The organism is Clostridium sp. D43t1_170807_H7, from assembly GCF_015555905.1.
Taxonomy (GTDB): Bacteria; Bacillota; Clostridia; order Clostridiales; family Clostridiaceae; genus Clostridium.
This window is the reverse complement of the sequence record NZ_JADNLK010000021.1, coordinates 41,624-47,676: the sequence shown is the minus strand read 5'-3', so window position 1 is coordinate 47,676 and position 6,053 is coordinate 41,624. Positions and strand designations below refer to the sequence as shown.

Sequence of the window (6,053 nt, the reverse complement as noted above, 5' to 3'; positions counted from 1 at the left end):
ATAGCAAGGATTTATCATAAATGTTTTTTTATTTTATTCAGTTGTAAAATTATTCAAGTATTTTTGCACTATTATAGAAATTAATATTAAATTGTAAAAAAGAGTAAGAGTTAAATTTTCTTACTCTTTTTTACTTATACTAAAGCTAATATATTTAAATCCAGGTGAAAATTTTATGAAAATAAAGTTTATACAACGAAAATTATTTTTATAAAATTTATATTTACAAAAATAATTTTTATTGGTATATTTTTAGTAAGAGATATATTAATGTAAGGATGTGTTAGTGTGGAAAATTTAAAGTCAGTTATGAATATAATTTGTTCAGAATATAATAACTTTTTTGAGGCAGAAAAAAAAATAGCTGATTATATTCTAGCTAATAAAACAAAAGTAATTGAAATGACGATCTCTGAATTAGCTGAAAATGCTGGAACTAGTGAAGCAACAATTACAAGGTTTTGTAAAAAATGCAATATGAAAGGGTTTCATCATTTAAAAATAACATTAGCACAAGAAATTGTTGACTCTGAAAAAGAAGGTTTCACCATTTCGGGTAGTGTTAGTGAAAATAATATTAAAGATTCTCTTAATAATATTTTAGCTAATAAAATTGAAGAGTTAAAACAAACAATTTCAATGATTAATGAGGAAGAATTAAGAGAAATATTAAGCATATTAAAAAATGCAAAAATAGTTCAATTTGTAGCAGTTGGAAATACAATACCTATTGCGTTAGATGGATGTTATAAGTTAAATCAAATTGGAATTCCCGCTGTCACTAATACTATTTGGGAAACTCAAATTGCATATACATATAATTTATCAAAAGATGATGTTGTTATAGTTATTTCAAATTCCGGTGCATCAAAGAAATTAATTGATGTTGTCGAAATAGCTTCAGAAAAGGGAGCCACTACTATAGGAATAACTAATAGTGCTAATTCTCCATTGGCAAAGATTTGTAATTATCATATTAAAACATCAACTAGAGAAAAATTATTTTTATCCGAATATTATTTTTCTAGAATATCAGCTATGACTGTAATTGAAATATTATATCTTTTCTTAACAGTTGGAAAAGATGATGTTTATGCTAATATAAGCAGACATGCTCAATCTATTGCAGATGAAAAAATATAAATTGATGTTGAATTTAATAAAAAAATATTGTTGATATTTCTAATTTTAATAATAATCTAAAAAATAATAGGGATTCTAGATACTTCACTATTTTATAATATAGCTACAAAAGCACTAGTAGTTGGCTAAAATAGAGTAAAATTAATAGAAAGTAAAAGGTAGGTTGTATATTATGAATAAGAATTTTAAGATATTAAGTAACGGGGTAAAAATGCCTTCTATTGGATTTGGAACATATAAATCTGGAAGTGATGAAGAAACTGCTAAGATTATAAAATATGCTTTAAAGATAGGGTATAGGCAAATTGATACTGCTTCTTTTTATGTAAATGAGGTTGGCATTGGAAATGGAATAAAGGAAAGTGGAATCAATAGAGAAGATATTTTTCTTGTTACCAAGCTTTGGAATGATGATCATGGATATGATAAAACTATTGAAGCATTTAATAAATCTTTAGAAAGATTACAAGTGGATTATATCGATTTATATCTTATACATTGGCCAAATAAATTAAACTCTGAAACTTGGAAAGCATTTGAACATCTTTATAAAACAGGTAAAGTAAAATCCATTGGAGTTTGTAATTTTAAAATTGGACATTTAGAAGAATTAAAGAAAACAGCTGAAATAATGCCTATGGTAAATCAAGTTGAAATCCATCCTCAAAGCTCAAAAAATGATATGTTAAGATATTGTGAAGAGAATAATATTCAACTTGTTGCATGGAGTCCTATAATGAGAGGTAAATTATTTTCTAATGAATTAATACTAGGGTTAGCTGAAAAATATAAGAAAACCATAGCTCAAATAATATTAAGATGGCATGTACAAAGAGGGATAATTCCTATACCAAAATCATCAAATGAAGGAAGAATAAAAGAAAACTTAAGTATTTTTGATTTTGAACTTTCTAATGATGATATGAGTATTATCGATTCAGTAAATGAAGGTGATAATGTATCAGTAAGCGGAGTACCTGAGAATACAACATATCTTAAGTTTGAATAAAATTTTATTTATCTTAAAAAAATTCAGGAAAGAATGATAAGCTTTTTCTATGATTAGAATTTTATTAATTTAATTGTTTACTTTTTGTATAAAAATAAATCTATAAAACAAGATAATCACATACGTATAATGAAGAACCAATATTATTTGATAGAAATGTTTTCATTATACATATGTGTTTTTTTATAAATAAATTTAAGAAAAATTTTCTTGGATTATTATATATTGACATATTTTTGCAACGAGGATATACTTATATATAACAAGTGGTTATTAAAACTACTTGTTTCAGTTTGGATTACTAGGAGGATTAATATATGAAATTAAATACATTAAAAATAGGAGATTTAGTTGCAAAAGTACCAATAATACAAGGCGGCATGGGAGTAGGTGTAAGCTTATCTTCACTTGCAGGAGCTGTAGCAAAGGAAGGTGCAATAGGAGTTATATCTGCTGCACAACCTGGATATTTAGAGAATGATTTTGAAATAGATTCTTTAAAAGCTAATATAAGAGCATTAGGAAAACATATTAAGAGAGCAAAGGCTATATCAAATAATGGAATAATAGGTGTTAATATTATGTGTGCAACACGAAATTATGAGGATTATGTAAAATGTGCTATAGATAATGGAGCAGATTTAATTATATCTGGTGCAGGACTACCAACTGATTTACCAAAATTTACAGAAGGCTCAAATATAAAGATAGCCCCAATAGTATCACCACCAAAATCAGCCAGTATTATTCTTAAAATGTGGGATAGACGTTATGGAAAAACTGCAGATATGGTAATCATAGAAGGACCAAAGGCGGGCGGACATTTAGGATTTTCTAATGATAGCATATTAGAATACGTGTCTAAGGGCTATGATAAAGAAGTTCTTGAAATAATAGATATTGTTAAAGAGTATGAAAAAAAATATAATAAAAAGATTCCAGTAGTATTTGCTGGTGGAGTTTATGATAGAAATGATATAGATCATTATATTAGCTTAGGATGTTCAGGAGTTCAAATGGCAACAAGATTTGTTGCTACTGAAGAATGTGATGCACATATAAATTTTAAAATGGCATATATAAATTCTAAAAAAGAAGATATAATGATTGTAAAAAGTCCTGTTGGTATGCCTGGACGTGCTATAAGTAATAAGTTTATGGAAGAAAGAAGGTTAACAAATGAAAAAATAAGTAAATGTTATAAGTGCTTAAAGAAATGTGATATGTCTACCATACCATATTGCATAACTGGTGCATTAGTTCGTGCTGTAAAAGGGGATGTAGAAAACTCACTAGTATTTTGTGGTGAAAATGCTTATAGACTAGATAAAATTCTTACTGTTAAAGAGTTAATTCAAGAATTAACTGAAAATATTGATTAATACTTTTAAAAAGATTAAACAAATTAAAGTAATAAAAAGAAATACTTATTTTACATTGGGTATTTCTTTTTATATAACATTTATAAGATTATTAATTTAAAATATTATATAATAAAGACAATCTATATTTTAAAATATAGTTTTGTCTTTTTATTATTTTAAAATATATATAAATTAAAAATCTAGGAGGTAATGTTAAATTATGAATTATAATAAAGTTTTAGAAAACGCTAAAAATTATATTGGCGATTATTGTAAGGCCTGTGTAGAGTGTAACGGAAAAGTCTGTAGAAATCAAATTCCTGGTCCAGGAGCTAAAGGTGTTGGTGATACAGCGATTCGTAATTATGATAAATGGAAAGAAATACGTATCAATATGGATACATTAACTGAAAACAAACCTATAGACACAAGTATAGACTTATTTGGTAAAAAATTTAAATATCCTTTCTTTGCAGGTCCAGTAGGAGCAGTTAATTTGCATTACGGTGATAAATATAATGATATGTCATATAATAATATCTTAGTATCAGCATGTGCTAATTCTGGTATACTAGCTTTTACAGGAGATGGAACAAATCCAGAAGTTATGAAATCAGCTACTACTGCAATAAAAGCTGTTGGTGGATTAGGAGTTCCAACTATTAAGCCATGGAATATTGACACTATTAAAGAAAAAATACAATTAGTTAAAGATAGTGGTGCAATTGCAGTTGCAATGGATATTGATGCTGCAGGCCTTCCATTTTTAAAGAATATGAATCCACCAGCTGGTGCAAAATCAGTAGAAGAACTTAAAGAAATCATTAAACTTTCAAATCTTCCATTTATAGTTAAAGGCATTATGACAGTAAAGGGAGCTTTAAAGGCTAAGAAAGCTGGAGCAGATGCAATAGTAGTTTCTAATCATGGTGGAAGAGTATTAGATCAATGTCCATCCACGGCCGAAGTTCTTGCTGATATTGTTGATGCAGTTGGAGGCTCCATGAAGATCTTTGTTGATGGTGGTATAAGATCTGGTGTAGATATATTTAAAGCTTTAGCATTAGGTGCAGATGGTGTTCTTATTTGCAGAACTTTTGTTACTGCACTTTATGGTGGTGAAGAAGAAGGTATAAAACTATATATTAATAAATTAGCATCTGAACTTGAAGATACTATGACTATGTGTGGTGCATATTCAATTAGTGAAATTTCTAGAGAGATGATTAGAAAATAGAAAGTTATTTATATTATAAAAACAAAAGCAATTAAAATAGTGGCTAAAAATGATTATAAATCATTTTTAGCCACTACTTTTTTACACATTATTATAACATAAATCAATATTTCAACTAAAATTATAAAAAAAATATTGACAATGGAATAATATGGAAGTATACTTTTGTTAATTCATAGTAATCCTATAGGAAAAGCGAGGTATATTTGCAAATCAAAAAAGAACTATGAATTAAAATAATATTCATAAAGGAGAAAGATATGAAAGGTAAAAAAATAATAGTATTAGCTTCAACATTAATTTTAGCCATAGGACTATTTGTTGGATGTGGTAAAGAAACAAGTGTAGATGAAAATTCAATAGAATTAATAAATGTATCCTATGATCCAACCCGAGAATTATACGAATCTTATAATAAAGAGTTTCAAAATTATTGGAAGGAAAAGTCAGGTCAAGACGTTACTATTGTTCAATCACATGGTGGCTCTGGGAGTCAAGCCCGTTCAGTAATTGAAGGTAATGATGCTGATGTTGTAACACTTGCATTAGCTCAAGATATTACAGCTATTGAAGATTCAGGATTAATAGATGAAGGATGGATTGATGAGTTTGATAATAATAGTGCATCATATACATCAACTATTGTTTTTCTTGTAAGAAAAGGAAATGAAAAAGATATTAAAGATTGGGATGATTTAGTTAAACCAGGAGTTGAAGTTATTACTCCAAATCCAAAAACTTCAGGTGGAGCTCGTTGGAACTTTATTGCTGCCTGGGAATATGCAAATAAAAAATTTGAAGGTGATGAATCAAATATAAAAGATTTTGTAGGCTCATTATATAAAAATGTTATTGTACTTGATTCAGGTGCTAGAGCTGCTACAACTACCTTTGTTGAAAATGGACAAGGTGATGTATTAATAGCATGGGAAAATGAAGCTTATCTCTCAGTTGAAGAACATCCAGATGAATTTGAAATAATAACACCTAGTATAAGTGTATTAGCAGAACCATCTGTAGCTGTAGTTGATAAAATTACAGAAAGTAGAGGAACAGAAGATGTTGCTAAGGAATATCTTCAATATTTATACTCAGATGTAGCTCAAAGAATAGCAGCAGATAATTATTATAGACCTTCAAATAATGAAATTTTACAAGAATATTCAGATGTATTTGATTTAAATATTAATTTAGTAACTATTGATGATCTTGGAGGATGGGAAAAAGCTACTGAAAAGTTCTTTGTAGATGGAGCAATTTTTGATCAAATATATAAATAAGTGCTAGTAATAAGCAATAA

5 protein-coding genes are annotated in these 6,053 nt (G+C 27.7%); all 5 read left to right on the top strand.

Translation table 11 applies throughout. From position 1 onward, the window contains the following. The first annotated feature begins 288 nt into the window (after positions 1 to 288). Entirely contained in the window at positions 289 to 1,143 is an 855-nt protein-coding gene (locus I2E98_RS12570) for a MurR/RpiR family transcriptional regulator (protein ID WP_195469244.1), read from the top strand. Between the two features lie 172 nt (positions 1,144 to 1,315). Then, positions 1,316 to 2,152, top strand: coding sequence for an aldo/keto reductase (locus I2E98_RS12565; protein WP_195469243.1), 837 nt, complete (start codon positions 1,316 to 1,318; stop codon positions 2,150 to 2,152). A gap of 317 nt (positions 2,153 to 2,469) precedes the next feature. Further along, on the top strand, positions 2,470 to 3,534 hold the full coding sequence (locus tag I2E98_RS12560; RefSeq protein WP_195469242.1) for a nitronate monooxygenase family protein: 1,065 nt from the start codon (positions 2,470 to 2,472) through the stop codon (positions 3,532 to 3,534). A 202-nt stretch (positions 3,535 to 3,736) separates the two neighbouring features. Beyond that, positions 3,737 to 4,753, top strand: coding sequence for an alpha-hydroxy-acid oxidizing protein (locus I2E98_RS12555; RefSeq protein ID WP_195469241.1), 1,017 nt, complete (start codon positions 3,737 to 3,739; stop codon positions 4,751 to 4,753). 260 nt (positions 4,754 to 5,013) lie between these two features. Then, complete coding sequence (locus tag I2E98_RS12550; protein WP_195469240.1) at positions 5,014 to 6,033, top strand: sulfate ABC transporter substrate-binding protein; 1,020 nt, start codon at positions 5,014 to 5,016, stop codon at positions 6,031 to 6,033. Positions 6,034 to 6,053 lie beyond the last annotated feature (20 nt).

What these genes read in the sequence shown, in the direction of transcription:
- I2E98_RS12565 (WP_195469243.1), top strand. Translation starts at nt 1,316, where the DNA reads ATGAATAAGAATTTTAAGATATTAAGTAACGGGGTAAAAATGCCTTCT.
- I2E98_RS12560 (WP_195469242.1), top strand. Translation starts at nt 2,470, where the DNA reads ATGAAATTAAATACATTAAAAATAGGAGATTTAGTTGCAAAAGTACCA.
- I2E98_RS12555 (WP_195469241.1), top strand. Translation starts at nt 3,737, where the DNA reads ATGAATTATAATAAAGTTTTAGAAAACGCTAAAAATTATATTGGCGAT.
- I2E98_RS12550 (WP_195469240.1), top strand. Translation starts at nt 5,014, where the DNA reads ATGAAAGGTAAAAAAATAATAGTATTAGCTTCAACATTAATTTTAGCC.